The 20,306-nt window shown below is 66.3% G+C and carries 8 protein-coding genes; 6 read left to right on the top strand and 2 right to left on the bottom strand.

Annotated features, from left to right (window positions below; genetic code table 11):
• Positions 1-16 precede the first annotated feature (16 nt).
• From ACPJXG_RS15515 to paoC, 5 genes are all read left to right on the top strand, one after another.
• Entirely contained in the window at positions 17-12,622 is a 12,606-nt protein-coding gene (locus tag ACPJXG_RS15515) for a filamentous haemagglutinin family protein (protein ID WP_425251599.1), read from the top strand.
• Positions 12,619-13,323, top strand: coding sequence for an RNA polymerase sigma factor (locus ACPJXG_RS15510; RefSeq protein ID WP_425251598.1), 705 nt, complete (start codon positions 12,619-12,621; stop codon positions 13,321-13,323). Before ACPJXG_RS15515 ends, ACPJXG_RS15510 begins: the two co-directional genes overlap by 4 nt.
• A 76-nt stretch (positions 13,324-13,399) precedes the next feature.
• Positions 13,400-14,047: an aldehyde dehydrogenase iron-sulfur subunit PaoA gene (gene paoA / locus ACPJXG_RS15505; RefSeq protein WP_425251597.1), complete on the top strand. Its 648-nt coding sequence runs from the start codon at positions 13,400-13,402 to the stop codon at positions 14,045-14,047.
• Positions 14,044-15,003, top strand: coding sequence for an FAD binding domain-containing protein (locus ACPJXG_RS15500; RefSeq protein ID WP_425251596.1), 960 nt, complete (start codon positions 14,044-14,046; stop codon positions 15,001-15,003). Before paoA ends, ACPJXG_RS15500 begins: the two co-directional genes overlap by 4 nt.
• Positions 15,004-15,007: 4 nt before the next feature.
• On the top strand, positions 15,008-17,215 hold the full coding sequence (paoC, locus tag ACPJXG_RS15495) for an aldehyde oxidoreductase molybdenum-binding subunit PaoC (RefSeq protein ID WP_425251595.1): 2,208 nt from the start codon (positions 15,008-15,010) through the stop codon (positions 17,213-17,215).
• Positions 17,216-17,240: 25 nt separating this feature from the next.
• On the opposite strand, the gene ACPJXG_RS15490 is transcribed toward paoC, so the two are convergent.
• A complete protein-coding gene (locus tag ACPJXG_RS15490; RefSeq protein WP_425251594.1) occupies positions 17,241-18,536 on the bottom strand; it encodes a hypothetical protein in 1,296 nt (431 codons plus the stop codon).
• A gap of 247 nt (positions 18,537-18,783) precedes the next feature.
• Positions 18,784-19,212: a hypothetical protein gene (locus tag ACPJXG_RS15485; RefSeq protein WP_425251593.1), complete on the bottom strand. Its 429-nt coding sequence runs from the start codon at positions 19,210-19,212 to the stop codon at positions 18,784-18,786.
• A gap of 104 nt (positions 19,213-19,316) precedes the next feature.
• Here ACPJXG_RS15485 and corA point away from each other — a divergent pair, with 104 nt between their 5' ends.
• Complete coding sequence (gene corA / locus ACPJXG_RS15480; RefSeq protein ID WP_425251592.1) at positions 19,317-20,303, top strand: magnesium/cobalt transporter CorA; 987 nt, start codon at positions 19,317-19,319, stop codon at positions 20,301-20,303.
• The last annotated feature ends 3 nt before the right edge of the window (positions 20,304-20,306 follow it).

Raw genomic sequence — 20,306 nt, 5'->3', positions numbered from 1 at the left:
CCAGGAAACCATTGCCATGACCAAGTTTCACACTGCCCAGCGCCCAGTCCCAAACGTTGACACGGACGCGCAGCGTACCTCCACGCTGGGCAGCCGCTTGCGGCTCACGCCGCTCGCTTACGCACTGACCACCATGCTGATGGCGGGCGCCTTTGCCACGCCGGCGCGCGCGCAGCAGGCGTTCAGCGGCGGCTGGTTCGCGGCCAAGGGCGCGGCGCAAAATACGGCGGCCAACTCGGGCCGCCTGCCGAATGGCCAGCCGCTGCCGCTGGGCAGCCGTCCCGACGGCCAGCAACAGCAGGCGAACCAGCAGTTGCAGCGCTCGCTCAACAACCTGAACCTGGCCGCGCGCGCCATCGCCGCGCAGCAAGCATCCCAGGCGCAGGCGCGCCAGGCGGCCGCCGGCGGCGCCAGTGTGCCAAATGGCCTGGCGCAGGGCGGCTTGCAGGTCGACACCAACAGCCTGACGGCCGGCTGGCTCCATGCCCAGGTTCCCGTGCAGACGGTGGCGAACGGCAAGACGGCCGTGGTGGTGCAGCAGACGGCGGACAAGGCCATCCTGAACTGGGAAACGTTCAATGTGGGCAAGGACACGACCTTGACCTTCCAGCAGCAAAAGGACTGGGCCGTGCTGAACCGGGTCAACGATCCGCTGGCGCGTCCCAGCCAGATCCAGGGCCAGATCAAGGCCGACGGCACGGTGCTGCTGGTCAACCGCAACGGCATCGTGTTTACGGGCACGAGCCAGGTCGACACGCGCAGCCTGGTGGCGGCCGCGGCCCGCATCAGCGATGCGCAATTCCAGAAAAACGGCATCTACAGCCCTGGCACGGCCGGCGCCGCAACGTTCACCGATGCGGCCGGCAAGGTGCAAGTGCAGGCCGGCGCGCGCGTCAGTAGCAATGCGCCCAAGGGCAGCACGGAAGGCGGCGGTTACGTGATGCTGCTGGGGACAGAGGTCCACAATGGGGGCGAGATCAATACGCCGAAAGGCCAGGCCCTGCTGGCCGCCGGCGACGGTTTTACCATCAAGAAGGGCGTGGGCACGGATGGCAATCCGCTGTCGACCACGCGCGGCAGCGAAGTCACGCCGCAGTTCGCGGCCGCCAGCACGGCGGGCAAGGTCGTCAACACGGGCCTGATACAGGCGCGGGAAGGGGACGTCACGCTGGCGGGCCGCGACGTGCGCCAGGAAGGCGTGCTGCTCGCCACCACCACGGCCGCCACGCGCGGCACGGTCCACCTCAACGCCTTGGGCAGCGACGCGGCCGTCACCGTGGGACGCGGCGCCACCACGGCCATCCTCGTCGAGGATGACGGCAAGACGATGGCACTCGACAGCCAGCGCGACGCCATGCGCGGACCGGCCGTGACGGGCACGGAAAACATCGTTGCCGTCAACGACCGCCGGGACCAGTCGCGCATCGAGATCGGCAGCGCCGGCACGGTGGAATTCATCGGCGACTCGCTGACCCTGGCCACGGGCGGCCAGATCGCCGTGAATGCGGCCAGCCGCAGCCTGTTGCGCGACGGGGCGCAGCTTGACGTGTCCGGCGCCGTCGGCGTCAAGGTGGCGATGGCGGCCAACAATATCGAGATCAATGTGCAGGGCAACGAGCAGCGCGATGCGCCCGTCAACCGCGACGGCAAGGCCTTGATCAACAACAGCATCTGGGTCGATCGCCGCAAACTCGTGTTCGTACCGAAAGGCACGAATGGCTATGACAGCGACCGCTGGTACACGGCCGGCGGCTTGCTGGAAGTGGCCGGTTATCTGGGCACGCAGGGGCACTCCGTCAGCGAATGGATGGGGCAGGGCGGCACCGTCAGCTTCGGCGGCAAGGATGTCGTCACGCAGCTTGGCTCCAGCATCAATCTGTCCGGCGGCACCCTGGACGTGCAGACGGGCGCGTTGCGCCAGACCTGGCTGAAAGGCGCGGACGGCAAGCTGTACGAAGCGGGCAGCGCACCGGCCGACTTGCCGTATGCGGGCGTGTACAAGGGCTACGAGGAAGAACATGCGCGCTGGGGCAAGGAAGCCAGCGCCTTCTACGCCAATCCCCTGATCGCCGCACAACAGCGCCTGGAAAACGGCTACACGGTGGGCCGCGACGCGGGCAAGCTGGTGGTGGCCACGGAGTCGGCCGTGCTGGAAGGAGCGATTGCGGGCGATGTCTTCCAGGGCGAGCGCCAGAGCCAGGCGCCGCAGGCGCTGCTGGACGGCTACCAGCAGTCGCAACTGGCGGCAGCGCAGCGGGGCCAGCTGGTCGTCGGCCAGTATCAGGCCATGTTCGACAAGCGCACGGGCGTGCTGCAGCATGCGCTGTCGGCCGTCATGGACGACGTGCGCCTGACGCGGGTGCAGGACGGCATCGCCGCCGGCCTCGACGTGGCAGGCGCGCTGGACGCTGAGCGCCAGGGCAGGCTGCTGCTCGACACAACTTTGCTGAACAATCAGCAACTGGGCGCCATCCGCATCGCCGCCAAGGGCGCGATCACCGTCGACAGCGCGCTGCAAGTGGCCGATGGCGGCAACATCACCCTGTTCGGCAAGGACGTGGCCATCAATAGCAGCCTGCGCAGCCATGGCGGTAGCATCATGGCCGGCAATGTGCTGAACCAGATCGGCGCACTGGGCATGGCTGACACTGTCGTCAATCCGGGCGTGCCGCCGGGCACGTTGCTGCTGGCCGATGGCGTGAGTCTGGACACCAGCGGCTTGCTCAGCAACGTGCTGCGCGATCCGCTGGCCGCCGCCGGCTTGCCGTACCTGAACGGCGGCACGGTATCGTTGCGCGCGTTTGGCGACGTGCGCATCGGCAATGGCAGTCTGATCGACGTGAGCTCGGGCGCGGCCATCCTGTCGCAGGCGAAACAGCAGGGCGGCAAGGGCGGTAACGTGGCCCTGGCCAGCTATGGGCCGGAAGCCGACCTGGTGCTGGGCGAGGGCGCGCAAGTGCGCGGCCATGGCGTGGCGGGTGGCGGCAAGCTGGAATTGCAGGCCAACAAGATCCTGGTCGGCCAAGCCGATACCGGACAGAAAGGTACCCTGCAGCTGGAGGGCGACTTCTTTGACAAGGGTTTTTCCAGCTACAGCCTGCTCGGCAAGCAGGGCGTGACGGTGGCGGACGGCACGCAGGTTGACGTGCGCATGCCCGTGCTGCGCGTGGTGGACAATGAAAAACTGGCCCTGTGGACGCCGGAACAGGTCACGGAAAACGCCGTCAAGGGCACCTTGACGCAGCGCAAGGGCGCCAGCCTGGCCCTGCAGGTGGGCGACGTGCAGTCCGATGCGGCCGACATGGCCAGCGCCGAGCTGCTGGTCGGCAAGGGCGCCGTGGTGAATGTCGATGCGGGCCAGTCGATCAAGCTGTCCAGCGTGGGCCAGCTGACGGTGGACGGGCGCTTGAACGCCTGGGGCGGCAAGATCAGCCTCGGCGGCGTGGGCGTTGCCGTGAATGTGTCCGAAGCGGTGGAAGCGGCCGGCCATGGCCGTTCCCTGTGGATAGGCGAGAACGCCGTGCTCGACGTGGCCGCGCGCGCCGTCAGCGCCACGGACGCGCAGGGCCGGCGCTACGGCAAGGTGGTCGATGGCGGCAGCATCGTCATCGGCGGTGAAATCGACCATGCGCAGGGCAGCACGTCGGCGGCCAGCCTGTTTGTTGTCGTGCGCGACGGCGCCGTGCTGGACGCTTCGGGCGCGCATGCGGTGCTCGATGTGAACGGCGCGGCGGTCGACGTGGCCAGCGCCGGCGGCAGCATCGCGCTGGCGTCGAACAATGGCTTGTACCTCGATGGCCAGTTGCTGGCCCGGGCGGGCGGCGCGGGCGCGGCGGGCGGCAGCCTGTCCGTCGCCACGGGCACCCCCGTCTACCTGAAAGTGCTGGCCACGGACAAGGTGCAGCAGGGGCGCCAGCTGGCGCTGACGCAGCGCCAGGGCGCCAGCGACCTGGCTGAACACGTGAACGCTCGGGATGCGGCGGCAACGCTGCAGTACGGCCACGGGCGTTTTTCCGTCGAGCAAGTGGAAGCGGGCGGCTTCGGCAGCCTGGCCCTGCTGGGCGCCGCCTCCTTCGATGGCGACGTGTCGCTGCATCTGCAGCAAAGCTTCCAGCTGTACGGCGCGCCCGTGCTGACATCCGGCAGCAAGCCCGGCGCGAAGGTCAGCGTTACGGCGCCGTATGTGCGCCTGGCCAGCATCAAGCCGGCCGGCAAGGATTTCTATGTCACGCCAGGCACGGCCGGGGAGTCGCCGATGGCTGGCCAGGTCAGCATCGCGGGCGACCTGATCGACGTGCGTGGCCTCGTCAATATCGTTGCCGACGACGTGCGCCTGAGCAGCCGCGGCGACTTGCGCTTCCTGCTGTCCCCGCTGGGCTGGGGCGGCGCGGAGGCGACGACGGTGCTGTCCTCGCCGGGCGACATGACCCTCAGTGCAGCCCAGCTGTATCCGGAAACGGGCGCCGGCGCCGCCGTACGCGTCGGTTATGGCCGCACGGATGGAAAGTTCGGCTACGATCCGGCGCGCAGCCTGCGCATCGCTCGCACGACTGAGGGCGTGCCGGCCATGCCGTATTCTGCCTTCGGCTCGCTGGAACTGGAGGCCGCGCATATCGAGCAGGGCGGCGTGGTGCGTGCGCCGCTGGGGCGCCTGGCGATCGGCGCGGCCCGCTATGAAAATGACAAGAGCCTGAGCGTCAATCTGCTGGCCAACAGCATCAGCTCGGTCAGCGGCGCCGGCCTGGTCATGCCGTATGGCGGCACGGTCGATGGCCAGAGCTGGAACGTGGATGGCAAGCTGGCCACCTTCATGGGCGTGGGCGGCTTCAATGCGCAGGGCGGCTTGCGCGTCGGCGTGGAAATGGCCGGCGTGGCCGTGCAGGTGCAGCCGGGCGCGCTGCTCGACCTGTCCGGCGGCGGCGAACTGACGGGCGCCGGCTTCATCGCGGGCCGCGGCGGTTCCACCGATGCGCGCTACCACCCGCTGGCGCAAGTGCATGCGAACGGTGGTTTCATCCTGCCGGGCCTGGCGACGAATCCCGTGTACGCCATCGTGCCCGGTGTGCAGGCGCCGCAAGCGCCTTCGGGCGCCCCCGATGCGGCCATCGGCCGGCAGGTGACGATAGGCAGCGGCGTGCCGGGCCTGGCGGCAGGCACCTACACCCTGATGCCGTCGACCTACGCCTTGCTGCCGGGCGCCTTCCGCGTGGAGCTGAACGGCCTGGCGGGGCAGGGCAGCGCCGGTACGCTGGCGCAGCCGCTGCGCAACGGTTCCTGGGCCGCGCCCGGCACCTTGTCGATTGCCGGCACGGACATCCGTGCGCCGCTGGCCAGCCAGCTGATCATCACGCCGGCCAAGGTCGTGCGCACGTATTCCCAGTACAACGAAATGGGTTATGCCGCGTTTGCCCTGGCCGATGCGCAAACGCGTGGCATTCCCCGCGCGATGCTGCCGGCCGATGCGAAAACGCTCAAGCTGAACCTGGCGCCCGGCGGCGGCCTGGAGACGTTCCAGTTCCACGGCACGGGCAAGTTCGGCGCAGCCGAGGGCGGCTATGGCGGCACCGTGGTGCTGATGTCGAGCAATACCTCCGCTGGCGAGATCGAGCTCCTCGCTGATGGCGCGCCGGCCAGCGGTGACGTGAAACAGGTCAGCATACGCGCTTCCAGCCTGAACAATATCGGCGCGGCCCGCATCGTGGTGGGCAATGCGCCCACGGTGGAATATGGCCAGGGCGGCAATTACGTGAACTTCGGCGTCCAGTCGGCGCGCGCCATCTACCTGCGCGCTGGTGCCGTCCTGTCGGCGCCCGAAGTATTCCTCGTCGCCCAGGATCCGGGCAATTCTGAACTGGGCGACGGCGTGATCGATATCGCGCCCGGCGCCGGCATCAACACCCTGGGACGCGGCAAGGCGGCCTACGACGCCAACGATGGCTTCATCTACCAGAGCCGCCCGGACGTGCACGTGCTGGCCGCGTCGAACGGCTTGCTCAACGTGGCGCCCGTCAGCGGCGCGACGCGCGGCGGCATCCGCATCGGCATGTGCGCCGACGCTTGCGCGGGTAGCGGCACGGCCAGCCTGTACTCGGAAGGCACCTTGCTGCTGGCGACCAGCGGCAGCTTCCAGCTCGACGACACGGCCCGCTACGGCACGCGCAACCTGAGCCTGGCTGTGGGCGCCATCAATATCGGCTCGAACGAGGCGCTGGCGGCGGCCCAGGCCAGCGGCACGCGTCCCGCCGGACTGACCCTGAACCAGGATCTGCTGGACCGTTTGCTGCGCGGCGACACCAGCACGGGCGCGCCGGCGCTGCAGGCGCTGATGCTGAACGCGGCCGACAGCGTCAATTTTTATGGCGACGTGGTGCTCGACACCTACGACAAAGTCAGCGGAAAATCGAACCTGGAGCGCCTGGTGCTGACCACGCCGGCCATGTATGGCCAGGGCCAGGCCGGCACGGTGGCGACTATCCGCACGGCCAACCTGATCTGGGGCGGCGCCCTGTCGGCGCCCGGCAATGTGATCGCGCATGGCGCCGGCACGGGCAGCGGCACCCTGAACCTGGAGACGCAGCGCATCGATTTCGGCTTCGGCCCCTTCACGCAGCCGGCCGGCGTCGCCACCTTCGACCGCCTGGCGCTGGGTTTTGGCACCGTCAACCTGAAAGCCTCGGGCCAGGTCACGGCCAACCACAAGGGCAGCCTGTCAGTCTACGAGGCGCAGGGCGCGTATGAAACGGGCAAGGGCTTCCGGTACAGCGGCGGCAACCTGAACATCAGCACGCCGCTGCTGACGGGCGAGGCCGGTTCGTCGCACAGCTACACGGCGGGCGGCGCGCTGGCCGTGACGGCGCCGGCCGGCGCGCCAGCCCCTTTCGCCAAAACTAACGCGGCGCTGGGCGCCCAGCTGGCCTTGAACGGCGACAGCGTGACGGTGGCGACAGCCGTGGTGCTGCCGAGCGGCAAGCTCACCGTCAACGCGCAGCACGACATCAGCGTGGCCGATGCTGCGCGCATCGACATGGCGGGCCGCAAGAGCACTTTCTTCGACGTGGATAAATACAGCTGGGGCGGTGACGTGACCCTGGACAGCCGCGCCGGCGATATCCGCACAGCTGGCGGCAGCGTGATCGACCTGTCGGCCGAGAACAACCGCGCCGGCAGCCTGAAGGCCGTGGCCCTCGACGGCGCGGCCGGCATGGTGGAGCTGCAAGGCAAGATACTCGGCGGCGCCAGCGGCAGCTACGACGCGGGCGGCACCGTGGTGCCGTACAAGCTGGGCAGCGTGGACGTGCGCGCGCAAACCCTGGGCCCAAGTGGCACCCTGGACAGCCAGTTCGCGTCGCTGAACAAGCGCCTGAACGAAGGCGGCGTGACGGGCGCACGCAGCTTCCAGCTGAAGCAGGGCGACCTGACCATCGGCAATGAACTCAAGGCGGGCGAAGTGCAGGTGTCCGTCGATAACGGCCGCCTCACCGTTGCTGGCACCATCGACGCCAGCGGCGAGCGCGTGGGCAGCATCCGCCTGGCCGGCAAGCAGGGCGTCACTCTGGCCAACAACGCCGTGCTCGACGCGCACGGCACCGTCCTGCGCGTCGACAGCTATGGCAAGATCATCGATAGCCCGAACCGGGCCACGGTGGAACTGAACGGGGGCGAGGGCACATTGGACCTGGCCGGCGGCGCGCAGATCGACGTGCGCCACGGCACGGCGGCCGTGCTTGGCAAGGGCAAGGGCGAATACGACGGCGCCGCGCGCGGCACGGTGGAACTGAGCGCGCCGCGCCTGGGCAGCGGCGGTTCCCGCACGGACGCAGACGCGGCCACCTTCGGCGACGTCGCCATCGCCAGCGGCAGCGGTTTTACCGTGCGCGGCGCGAAATCGATCGCCATCAACGCCATGCAGCGCTACGACGATGCGGCTTATGCCACGGACCTGTCGGCCAGCGGCCGCCCGTATCAGGTGGTCAACCAGGCATACCTCGACAGCAAGCATGCGGACAGCACGGCCTTTATCAATGCGGCGCTGGCCAACACGAACTTGCGCAATGGCAAGCTGGCGGGCTTGAACACGGCCGCGTATGCCGAGGCGCTGCACCTGCGTCCCGGCGTCGATATCGTCAGCAAGACGCCAGACGGCGACCTGGTGGTGCAGGGCGACCTGGATTTGTCGGGCATGCGCTATGCCAGCCTGAACCCGCGTTTTCAAGTAACGCATGCGCGCGGCTCGGGCGAGGTGGGCAGCCTGCTGCTGCGCGCCGGCGGCGATTTGAATATCTATGGCAGCATCAATGACGGCTTCGCGCCGCCGCCGTCCACGCAGGACGACAAGGGCTGGTTGCTGCTGCCGGGGCGCGACATCAACGGCAGCGACGTCATCGTTCCGGGCACGGGCGTGACCCTGGCCGACGGCACCATTTTCCCGGGCGGCGTCACACTCAATTACGACGTGCCCGTCAAGGCGCTGAGTTTCCGCGCCAACACGCGCCTGCCCGTGGATGTGGTCCTGAACCAGGTGCTCACCTTGCCGGCCGGCACGGTCCTGGCGGCTGCCGTGCGCGACAGCGCCGGCAATATCGTCCACGCGGCGGGTACCTTGCTGGCCACGGAACAGACCTTTACCGCCGGCATGCGGCTCGACGCGGGCAGCGTGGTCGCGCAAATGGTCAAGGTGCGCGCCATGACCTGGCCGAAAGGCGTTGCCTTGCCGGGCTTGCTGGGCGAGCGCAACGTGGTCACCCTCAGTGGCAAAGTGGTGCTGCCCGTCGGCGCGCTGATCCCCAACGGCACCGACGTCAAGCTGCTGCCCGGCGTGACGTCCATCGCATTGCGCTCGGAAGTGGCGGGGCGCCAAGGCGCGCTGTGGGCCATCGCGCCCATGCTGGCCGAAGGCTCGCAATCGTGGGGCATGCGCCTGGCGGCCGGCGCCGACCTGGAGGCGGCCGACACGCGCAGCGTGCAGGCGCATCCGGAGCACGGCACCCTGCGCCTGGCCGACAGCCATTACGGCATGTATGGCGTCATGATCCCGCCGAAGGGCGTGCAGCACTGGACGCTGGCGGCGCAGGAGCTGGGCGAGCGCGAGGGCATCGTCGGCATCGTGGCGGGCGAACCGATCACCGAGGAATTCATCAGCCAGTTCGGCCAGACCGTGGCGGAATTTTGCGCTGGCGACGCCAGCATGTGCGTGCTGAAGCTGGCCTATGTGTGGACCAAGGCCGGCGCCGAAGAATTCGCCGACCCGAGCGTGAAGGCGGGCGACGTGGTCGACCTGGCCGGCCTGGGCTGGCCCACCATGTGCGAGGAAAACCCCACCTGGTGCGGCACCTCCAACCCCACCTTCGACAACAAGGCGTCCAGCCTGCGCTACAGCGTGCTGCGCACGGGCACGGGCGACCTGGACCTCGTCAGCGGCGGCGACTTGCGCATGGACAGCCTGTACGGCGTGTACACGGCCGGCATGTCGTCGGTGGCGACGGCGGCGGGCGACCCGTACAACCTGCCGCGCGCGCGCAATCTGGACGGCACGGTGCTGTCCAACCCCGATGGCGCGCATGAGCGCCTGGTCGATGGCGGCGCAGACAGTCTCTACCGCGCCTGGTATCCGGACCAGGGCGGCAATCTGCTGCTGCGGGTGGCCGGCGACCTGAGCGGCTCGCTGGTCGGCGGGGCTGCCGCCACCAACGGGCGCCCCGTCAGCAAGGATGGCCCCGGCGATTCGGTGGCGGTGGGCAACTGGCTGTGGCGCCAGGGCAGCGGCGGCGTGGCCACGGGCGGTCCGGCCCAGCCGACGGCGTGGTGGATCAATTTCGGCAGCTATGTGGGCCGCGATGCCCTGGCCGATACCGTGCTGGGCTTTACGGGCTTCGGCACCCTGGGCGGCGGCAATGTGCGCGCCGACGTGGCCGGCGATGCGGGCGTGCTGGCGCCGAAGGTTGCCACCGTCTTCAACACCAACATCAATCCGCGCTCGCAGGGCTTGCTGCTGGCCGTGGGCAGCACGGGCCGCGTGCTGGCCGACGGCAGCCTGCAACTGACGGGCGGCGGCGACCTGGACCTGCGCGTGGGCGGCGGCCTCAATCCGTCCAGCCAGTCCGGTGGCGGCCACTTGAATGGCGCGCTGGCCGACTTGCGCGGCCATGTGGAGGTGGCCGCTGCCCAGCTGGGCAAGGTCGCGCTGCAGTACGGCACGCGCGCTACCGACCACGTGCCGCTGGAAACGCGCGCCTTCGACGCCTTCCGCGCCACCCGCGCCACGCCGCAGGGCGGCATGACCCTGGTGCCCGGCGACGCCACTTTCAATGTGGCCACCCTGGGCGACCAGGTGCTGCAGGATGTGGCCGACCCCGGCCGCGTACCGATGTTCAACGCCGCGTCGTATACGAGCGCGGCGGGCGAAGCGGGCGCCGGCTACAGCTGGTTCAGCCTGTGGACGCCGCGCACGGCGCTCGACCTGTTTTCCGCCGGCGGCAACATGACGCCGCTGACCGCGCCGATCGGCACGGCCACCGACCTGGCCGTCGTCTATCCCTCCATCGTGCGGGCCGCGGCCGCGAATGGCAGCTTGTACTATGGCAAGACCATCACGGACTGGGGTGGCGCAACCGCGTATGCCGATCCTTTGCTGCTGGCGCCGTCGCCAAACGCCCAGCTGGAATGGCTGGCCGGCGATTCCATTTATGCGGGCGGCTACGCCGTCAGCCAGTCCGGCGCGGCCGCCGACAGCATGGCGACGCCGTTCAAGCCAGCCTTCGCGGCCTGGAACCTCAGGCCCGGCAGCCAGACTGCCCTGGGCGGCAATGTTTCGAGCACGGGCGTGCCGTCGTCGCAGTGGAACGCTCCGCTGTTCGCCTTCGGGCCCGATTCCGCCGCCGGCCCGGCCAACAGCGGCACGCAAGCGGCGCGCATCTACGCCGTGAAGGGCGATCTGATCGGCGTCAATAGCGGCCGCATGGTCGCGTTCTACGATGCCAAACACGCAGGCGTCACCTGGTACGAGGGGGCGCAACCGGTGTGGATGAAGGCGGGCCGCGATATCGTCGGCAGCGGCACGGCGCTGCTGGAAGCCATCGACGGCACGGGCGGTGGCGACATGATGTTCCGCAATTACAGCAACCTGTTCGTGCACAACAACGCGTTCGACGTGTCGGTGGTCTCGGCCGGACGCGACATACTCAATAGCTCCTTCAACGTGGCCGGCCCCGGCACGCTCGACATCAGCGCCGGGCGCAATATATTGATGCAGGACAAGGGCAGCGTCGTCAGCCTCGGCCCCGTCGTCGTGGGAGACAAGCGCCCGGGCGCCGGCATCGCCATGCAGGCCGGCGTGGGCGCGGCGGGCCTCGACTACCTGCGCTTCGTCAAACCCTATCTTGACCCGGCGAACGTGGCGCAGTCGGGCGTGCCGCTGGCCGACCAGGCCGGCAAGGTGGTGAAATCGTACGGCGGCGAACTGGCCACCTGGCTCGGTGAACGCTACGGCTTCAAGGGCACGCCTGCCGAGGCGCTGGCCTACTTCCTGGCCTTGCCGGCACCGCAGCAGCGCGTGTTCGCCCGCGACGTGTATTTCGCGGAACTGAAGGCGGGCGGGCGCGAGTACAACGATGCGGACAGCGCGCGTTACGGCAGCTTCCTGCGCAGCCGCAACGCCATCGCGGGCCTGGCGCCGGCCACGGACGCGAACGGCAAGGCGATTGCCTATACGGGCGACATCATCATGTACCGCGGCCTGTATTCCAAGTGGAACGACGGCGAGCAGCGCCGCGACTATTTCCCCCGCAGCGGCTACGTGCACACGAACTTCGGCGGCGATATCGAGCTGCTGACGCCGGGCGGCAAGCAGGTGCTGGGCATTGAAGGCGAGGCGCCGCCGTCGACCTCGGGCGTCATCACCAAGGGCGGCGGCAACATCGATCTGTTCTCGCAAGGCAGCATTTTGCTGGGCCAGAGCCGCATCATGACGACGTTTGGCGGCGATATCCTCGGCTGGTCCTCGCAAGGCGACATCAACGCGGGCCGCGGCTCGAAGTCGACCATCGTCTACACGCCGCCCAAGCGCGTGTATGACAACTGGGGCAACGTGACCCTGTCGTCCGACGTGCCGAGCACGGGCGCCGGCATCGCCACGCTGGCGCCGATCGCCGAAGTGCCGGCTGGCGACGTGGACTTGCTGGCCCCGCTGGGTACCATCGATGCGGGCGAGGCGGGGATCCGCGTGTCGGGCAACGTCAACCTGGCCGCGCTGACCGTGATGAACGCGGCGAATATCCAGGTCAAGGGCGAAGCGAAGGGCATGCCGGCGGTGGCGTCCGTCAACGTGGCCGCCATGACGAACGCCAGCGCGGCCGCCACGCAGGCCACGGCCGCCGCCCAGGATGTGGTGCAGCGCGAGCGCGCCGCCACCCGTTCCGCGCAGCCATCGGTGTTTACGGTGCGCGTGCTGGGCTTTGGCAATGACGCACCGCCCGACAGCGCGCAAGCGGCGCCGCAGGACGGCGCGCGCATCGAGGCGGCCGACTACAACCCGCGCAGCGCCGTGCGCGTGCTGGGCCTGGGCACGCTGCCGGAATCGGCCACGCGCCAGCTGACGGCGCAAGAGCGCAGCAGGTTGTCGCCATGATGGCCGGCTTGGTGAGTATGGCTGCTGCCTTGCCCCTGCGCATGGCCGGCATGGCCTGGTACCGCCCGGCCATCCGGCCCCGTCTGCAGGCGGCCAACGACGTGGCGCCAGGGCAGGGCGCGCAACTGCAGACGGTGCTGGAAAGCAATTACGCGGCCCTGCACCGGCGCCTGGCGCGCCACCTGGGCTGCGCCGAGCTGGCCAGCGACAGCCTGCACGACGCCTGGCTGCGCCTGGGCGCGCTGGCGGCCGGGGACGGGGCTGCGCTGGCGCTCAACCCCGTCGCCTATGTGTTCCGCGTGGCGTGCAATGCGGCCATGGACAGTCTGCGCCGCAACCGAGCCTGGCTGTATGCGGACGAGGGCGAAGGGGATGGCGGCGCCGGCCTCGTCGATTTCCTCGCCGATACGGCGGCCGGGCCAGAACGCCTGGCCGAGCTGCAGGCCGACGTGCGGCGTCTGGCGCAGGCCGTCGACTTGCTGCCGCGGCGCCATCGGCAAGTGCTCGAAGCGCTGCGCGTGGACGAGCTGACCCGCCAGGAAGTGGCCGAGCGGCACGACATGTCGCTGCGCAACGTCGATACGGCTCTGCGCCAGGCGCTCGACCATTGCGCCCGCCACACGGGCTACGCGGCGCAGGGCGGCGTCGGCACGACCCGGCGCAGCCTGAGGCTGAACGTTCGTTCGCGTACAGACTCTTAGGAATCCGGCCGTCAGACTGGTGCTTCGGGCCTGCAAGCGCCCACCCAGCCAGTCCACAGCCAGGAGGAAGCGCGAGATGACAGAGTCCCATCACATCAATGCCGGCAGGCGCGGCTTGCTGATCGCCGGCGCGCTGTCGGCCACGGCGGCGGCCGTTCCCGGCGTCGCGGGAGCGGCGCAGGCCGTCAACACGGCTGGCCAGGCACCGCCAGTGCTGATGAAAGTCAGCCTCGACGTCAACGGCCGGCGCCACAGCCTGGAACTCGACACGCGCACCACCTTGCTCGACGCCTTGCGCGAACACTTGCACCTGACGGGCACCAAGAAGGGCTGCGACCACGGCCAGTGCGGCGCTTGCACCATCATGCTCGATGGCCAGCGCATCAATGCCTGTTTAACGCTTGCTGTGATGCATGACGGCGCCAAGGTGACCACCATCGAGGGACTCGGCACGCCCGACAAGCTGCACCCGATGCAGGCCGCCTTCATCGCGCATGACGGTTACCAGTGCGGCTACTGCACGCCGGGGCAGATCTGCTCGGCCGTGGCCGCGCTGGGAGAAATCCGCCAGGGCATCCCCAGCCACGTCAGCACCGATTTGAATGCGGCCGCCTCGGTGACGCCCGAAGAATTGCGCGAGCGCATGAGCGGCAACATCTGCCGTTGCGGCGCCTATTCCAACATCATCGAGGCCATCACCGAGGTGGCGGGGAGGCCGGCATGAGAGTCTTCAGCTACCAGAAGGCCGCCTCGCCGGCCGAAGCGGCGGCCGCCGCCTTGCACACGCCGGGTGCCCGCTTCATCGCCGGCGGCACGAATCTGCTCGACCTGATGAAACTGGAAATCGAAACGCCCGCGCACTTGATCGACGTCAATGGCCTGGCGCTGGATAAAGTGGAAGCAACAAAGGACGGCGGCTTGCGCATCGGCGCCCTCGTGCGCAACACGGCCCTGGCCGCGCACGCCACGGTGCGGCGCGATTATGCCGTGCTGTCGCGCGCCTTGCTGGCGGGCGCCTCGGCGCAATTGCGCAACAAGGCGACGACGGCCGGCAACCTGCTGCAGCGCACGCGCTGCCCTTACTTTTATGACACGAACCAGGCCTGCAACAAGCGCGTGCCGGGCAGCGGCTGCTCGGCCATAGCCGGCTTCAGCCGGCCGCTGGCCATCCTGGGCGGCAGCGAGGCTTGCATCGCCACCCACCCGAGCGACATGGCCGTGGCCATGCGCGTGCTTGACGCGGCCATTGACACGGTGCGGTCCGATGGCAGCACGCGCAGCATCCCCATCGCCGACTTTTACCGTTTGCCGGGCAGCACGCCGCACGTGGAAACCGTGCTGCAGCCGGGCGAACTGATCACCAGCGTGACCTTGCCCCGGCCCATCGGCGGCACGCACGTCTACCGCAAGGTGCGCGACCGCGCCTCGTATGCGTTCGCGCTCGTATCCGTGGCGGCCATCATCTTGCCCAATGGTACGGGCAAGCTGGCCTTGGGCGGCGTCGCGCCGCAGCCATGGCGAGTGCCTGCCGCCGAGCAGGCGATCCCCAATGGCGCCGCCGCCGTGAGCGAACGCCTGCTGGCCGGCGCCAGGACGACTGACGACAATGCCTTCAAGGTGACCCTGGCGCAGCGCACGATTGCCTCGGTGCTGGCTGAAGCGCAAGCAAAGAAAGGCTAGGGCCATGAAATTTACGACACCGGCGACCACCAATCCCATCGACCAGCTGAAAGTCGTGGGCCGTCCCACGGACCGCATCGACGGCCCCCTGAAAACCACGGGCACGGCGCCGTATGCATATGAACAGAACAAGGCCGCGCCGCATGCCGCTTACGGCCATGTCGTCGGCGCGGCCATCGCCAAGGGGCGCATCGCCTCGATCGACTCGAGCGCCGCGCGGCGCGCGCCGGGCGTGCTGGCCGTGGTGACGGCCGAGTCGGCTGGCAAGCTGGGTAAAGGCAAGATGAACACGGCCAATCTGCTCGGTGGCCCTGAAATCCAGCACTACCACCAGGCCATCGCGCTGGTGGTGGCGGAAACCTTCGAGCAAGCCCGCTCGGCCGCGCAGTTGCTGGACGTCAAATATGTCGAGCAGAAGGGCGTTTTCGACCTGGCCAAGGCAAAAAGCACGGCCACCAAGCCGAAAGACGGCAAGCCCGACAGCAAGACGGGCAACTTCGCCGGCGCCTTTGCCAATGCGCCCGTGCGCCTGGACGCCACCTACACGACGCCTGACCAGTCGCACGCCATGATGGAGCCGCACGCCTCGATTGCCGCCTGGGAAGGCGACAAGGTGACGGTGTGGACGGCGAACCAGATGGTGGACTGGGGCCGTGGCGACCTGGCCCGTACGCTTGGCATTGCGAAAGACAAGGTGCGCATCGTTTCGCCGTACATCGGCGGCGGTTTCGGCGGCAAGCTGTTCGTGCGCGCGGAAGCCTTGCTGGCGGCCTTGGGCGCGCGCGCGGCCCAGCGTCCCGTCAAGGTGGCCCTGGTGCGCCCCTTGATGATCAACAACACGACGCACAGGCCCGCCACCATCCAGCGCCTGCGCATCGGCGCCACGCGCGACGGCAAGATCACGGCCATCGGCCATGAATCGTGGTCCGGCGACCTCAAAGGTGGGCAGCCGGAAACGGCCGTGATGCAGACGCGGCTGCTGTATGCGGGCCCGAACCGCATGACGGCCATGCGCCTGGCCGTGCTCGACTTGCCGGAAGGCAATGCCATGCGCGCGCCGGGCGAGGCGCCGGGCTTGATGGCGCTGGAAATCGCCATGGACGAGATGGCCGACAAGCTGAAAATGGATCCCATCGTCTTTCGCATCCTGAACGACACCAAAGTGGACCCGGAAAAACCGGGCAGGCCGTTTTCCCAGCGCCGCCTGATCGACTGCCTGCGCACGGGCGCCGTGGAATTCGGCTGGAAGGAGAGATCAGCGCAGCCGGGCATGCGGCGCGATGGCCGCTGGCTCGTGGGCATGGGCGTGGCGGCGGCCTTCCGCAACAACCTCGTCATGCAGTCCGCCGCCCGCGTGCGCCTCGATGGCAATGGCGTGATCACGGTGGAAACTGACATGACGGACATCGGCACGGGCAGCTATACCATCATCGCCCAGACGGCGGCGGAAATGCTGGGCGTGACCTTGAACAAGGTGGTCGTGCGCCTGGGCGATTCGGATTTTCCCGTCTCCGCCGGTTCCGGCGGACAGTGGGGCGGCAACAGTTCCACGGCCGGCGTCTACGCGGCCTGCGTGCGCCTGCGCCAGACCATCGCCGCCAAGCTGGGCTTCGATGAGAAAGAGGCGCGCTTTTCTGATGGCCAGGTGAGCCAGGGCGACCGCAGCGTGCCACTCGCGGCCGCCGCGTTCCATGGCGACATCGTCGCGGAAGACCACATGGAATACGGCGACCTCGATAAAAAATTCCAGCAATCGACGTTCGGCGCGCATTTCGTGGAAGTGGGCGTGGACGGCGACACGGGCGAAGTGCGCGTGCGCCGCATGCTGGCCGTGTGCGCGGCAGGCCGCATCCTGAACCCGAAAGCGGCCCGCAGCCAGGTCATCGGCGCCATGACCATGGGCGTGGGCGCGGCCCTGATGGAAGAACTGGTGGTCGACCAGCGCCGCGGCTTTTTCGTCAACCACGACCTGGCCAGCTACGAAGTGCCCGTGCACGCTGACATCCCGCACCAGGATGTCATTTTCCTCGATGAAACGGACCCCACGTCCTCGCCCATGAAAGCCAAGGGCGTGGGCGAGCTGGGCATCTGCGGCGTGGCGGCCGCTGTCGCGAACGCCGTGTACAACGCGACGGGGGTGCGGGTGCGGGACTATCCGGTAACGTTGGACAAGCTGCTGGCAAGACTGCCGGATACGCCGCGCGGGGTGTAGTTTTTTACATTTTCTCAGGCTACATTCAAGGGCAGATGACGGGCTTGGGCAGCGCAGCCAGCGCGTCTTTGTCATTGTGCGAATTGACCATGGCAAAGACATCGACGGCGCGATCGGATTGCATGTCGTTTACTCCCACGGAGGTGCCAACGCCTTGTGCGCCGCCCACCGAGATCACGGCATGTTCAACATTAAAAGTGGGTTGCGGCGTCAATATTTTTTGAACCACCCAACTGGCACGCGCCATGGCCAGCGCCTGATTCGAGCCATAGATGCCCATCGGTTGCGGCTTGAGCTGGCGCTTGTCGACCCGTCCGATGACTTCCCATCCACCAACCTGTATCTTGTCGTACCGTGCCAGCGCATTGCGGACACACTCTACGGTACTGTGCGCATCAAGCAAATGCCCTCCATCGGGAAACGGACCTACCGTCACGACTTTTCGTATGAACGTATAGTACGGACGTGGATTATCGACCGTATTTTCAATCTTCGTGAGCTTGACTTGAATTTCCCCGACCAAGTTGTCCAGCGCGAACAGCGTGGTATCAAACTTGATTTTTCCTCCAAAGCCCAAGATTGAACCGCTAACGAGCATTATTCCACCGACAATTTTCTGACGCCATGTTTTCCCCAATAAAAAAAGCGCCGCGCCCAGCATCGCGAAAGTGGCAGCCAGCGCAATGAAGAGTGTCATCCGTAAGCCGTCAGCGACATTGCCACCTGTCGTTGGCGTGCTTGTTATCTGTTTTTGTGATTGAATGATTTCGTTGGCGACAATACTGGGGGAAGTGGATGCGGGGATCATCATCGAGATGATGAACATGATAGTAAAGAAAAGCATGGCCCATAGATAATTGTTTATCGCCCGGCTTGCCACTGTAAGATTGTCAAGTTTTATTTGATTGATTTCATGTAGCGAGGAAATGTCGAATAAAAATCTATTTTTTCTATTTGAATTAAAAGCGCTCTTTTTTTTATTTCGCGGATAAATTGTCCAGCCGTTCCGGTAAGTCAAGAATGCTTTCGCAGTTAATCCTCTAATTGTTGCGCGCAGCGCCGCAATCCACTGGAGAGGCAAGTAGATACAAGCAAATATGAAAAAAAATCTCGTCATTGGTGTGTCGAGATGCGCTTTGCCAATTAAGAAAAGAACACATCCTGCTGCGAAAAGAAAAACTAATATTGCAATATGGAGAATGATGTCAAAATTAATTTCATGGCTTTGTTTTTTTTCATTTTCCTCTTTTTGACGACGTAGATAATTTTTTCCAGGCGAAGGCCATAGAAAGTCTGCCAGGAGGCGGGAAAAGGTAGCCATCAGGACAGTTGCGCAAACGCGCCAGTGTTGCTTGCGATTCGCGGCTTGTCAGCCCATTGGTCTTCAGCAAGCATTCCAGAAGTAAAATTGTGAACGGCGCGCAAGTGGTATGTGTCTTTCATCTTTGGTCCTGTCGGCATGCTGGTGAATCAGCTTTGGTATCGCGGAGTACGTTTGACCTTTACCTGCCTATCCGGGTATTTTTATACGAAGGCATAGTCAGCTTGATCGCCCACATAGTCCGGATTTATTCATTTATTGTCAACATATTTCCGTATGAAAACAAAATTTCGGATTGGACCATGTTTATCATCAAATGGTTTTGAATGCCGTATCTGAAAAATGCTGATTGCGAAGAGACAGCGGCAAGGCGAATACCGCATGGCATGCATGCTGGGGAGGTGGCGGAGTGCCTGGCATCCATGGAATACGTGTCGTTCAGGTCCACCACCACGTTTGCATACGGCACGAACTTGCTCTTGGCGAAGGCAAAACGGGCGCTGCTGTTATAACCGATGCGGTTCTTGTCCCATCGCGTCAGGCGTCCGCCCAGGGTGAATGGGCCGGACAGTGTCACGTCGGTGCTGCTCTCTGGTCGCGTTGGCCAATATGGCGGTTCGGATATCCAGCCATGGCCCAGCGCGTGTTCAGGAGACGGCTGCCAGCGGTATTTCAAATTGGCGTGCCCAAATGTGAATGTGGCAGTTCGGTTGGCAGGGCCATCATGGTCTTTCCGCTATACTGGCCCCCCGATATTGCCGCCCTTAGCCGAAAACCACCATGGACTTGAGTACCCACGCCGCCGTCATCAATTGCGAAGCCTATCGCGACGGCAAGAAGATCGCGCATTTCGACATCGACAAAGTGGGCGACTTTCTGTGCGACCCCGATTGTTTCGTCTGGATCGGCATGGCCAGTCCCGATGCCACGGCCATGCAGGCGCTGCAATCGGCGTTTGGCTTGCACGAGCTGGCCGTCGAGGATGCGCAGGGTGCGCACGAGCGGCCCAAGCTGGAAGAGTACGGCGACACCCTGTTCATGGTGGTGCACACGGCCACGCTGGACGGCGAGGCCATCGTCTACGGCGAAACCCACGTCTTTCTCGGCCCCCGCTTCATCATCACGGTGCGCCACGGCCCCTCGGCCGGCTATGCGAAGTTGCGCGAACGCAAGGAAAGCGTGCCCGAGAAACTGGCCAGCGGCCCTGGTTACGTGCTGTATTCCATCATCGACTTCATCGTCGATCAGTACCAGCCCTGCATCGACCATTTGCAGGCGAAGTTTCAGCACTATGAATTGCAGCTGTTCAAGCCCAGTTTGAGCGAGGACAAGCTGCAGGATTTTTACCAGCTCAAGACGGAACTGCTCAAGCTCGACGCGGCCGTCAACCCGCTGCACGACATCTGCACCCAATTGATCCGCTTCCATGGCGACATCGTGCCCAAGGAAAACCGCATCTATTACCGCGACATCCTCGACCACGTCAAACGGGTCACCCACACGGCGGGACAGATGCGCGAGCTGGTCAATTCGGCCATGCAGGTGGCGCTGGGGCAAATTTCGATCCGCCAGAACGAGGTCGTCAAGCGGCTGGCCGCCTGGGCCGCCATCCTGGCCGTGCCCACCATGGTCTTCAGCCTGTACGGCATGAACTTCGAATTCATGCCGGAACTGAAGTGGCGCGGCAGCTATCCGGCCGTGATCGTCGTCATCATCGCCGGCTGCTACTGGCTGCACCGGCGCCTGAAGCGCGAAGGCTGGCTGTAGCCG

The organism is Janthinobacterium sp. NFX145 (assembly GCF_049810325.1).
GTDB lineage: Bacteria > Pseudomonadota > Gammaproteobacteria > Burkholderiales > Burkholderiaceae_D > Janthinobacterium > Janthinobacterium rivuli.
Note: the sequence above shows the minus strand (reverse complement) of the source record. Positions and strands in the feature narration are given on the sequence as shown.